General features: G+C 49.2%; 1 rRNA gene. It reads right to left on the bottom strand.

The annotated features are described in order from the left end of the window. Positions 1-864: ribosomal RNA gene (locus CXQ89_RS17620) — 16S ribosomal RNA — on the bottom strand; the annotation flags it as partial.

Below are 864 nucleotides of genomic sequence, written 5' to 3'. Positions count from 1 at the left end.
CTCAGGCGGAGTACTTAATGCGTTAGCTGCGGCGCTGAGATAACCCCAACACCTAGTACTCATCGTTTACGGCGTGGACTACTAGGGTATCTAATCCTATTTGCTCCCCACGCTTTCGTGCCTCAGCGTCAATAACAAGCCAGTAAGCCGCTTTCGCCACAGGTGTTCTTCCATATATCTACGCATTTCACCGCTACACATGGAATTCCACTTACCTCTCTTGCATTCTAGTAATGCAGTTTTCAAGGCGGACCGGAGTTGAGCTCCGGGCTTTAACCTCAAACTTGCAAAACCGCCTACGCACCCTATACGCCCAATAAATCCGGATAACGCTTGCCACCTATGTATTACCGCGGCTGCTGGCACATAGTTAGCCGTGGCTTTCTGGTAAGGTACCGTCAATATAGAGGCATTTCCTACTCTATTTTTTCTTCCCTTACAACAGAGCTTTACAACCCGAAGGCCGTCATTACTCACGCGGCATTGCTTCATCAGACTTTCGTCCATTGTGAAAAATTCCCTACTGCTGCCTCCCGTAGGAGTCTGGGCCGTATCTCAGTCCCAATGTGGCCGATCAACCTCTCAGTTCGGCTACGTATCATCGCCTAGGTGAGCCATTACCTCACCTACTAACTAATACGCCGCATCCCCATCTCATAGTGAACCAAACGGTCCTTTCAATCTTTTCTCATGCGATAATAAGATTCACATGCGGTATTATCTTTCGTTTCCAAAAGTTATCCCCCGCTATGAGGTAGGTTAGATACGTGTTACTCACCCGTTCGCCACTGGGGTGCAAGCACCCCCGTTCGACTTGCATGTATTAGGCATGCCGCCAGCGTTTATCCTGAGCCAGGATCAAAC

The organism is Arthrobacter sp. ZGTC212 (genome assembly GCF_002929255.1).
In the GTDB taxonomy this organism is placed as follows: Bacteria; Actinomycetota; Actinomycetes; order Actinomycetales; family Micrococcaceae; genus Arthrobacter_B; species Arthrobacter_B sunyaminii.
This window is presented reverse-complemented; position numbering and strand designations above follow the sequence as displayed.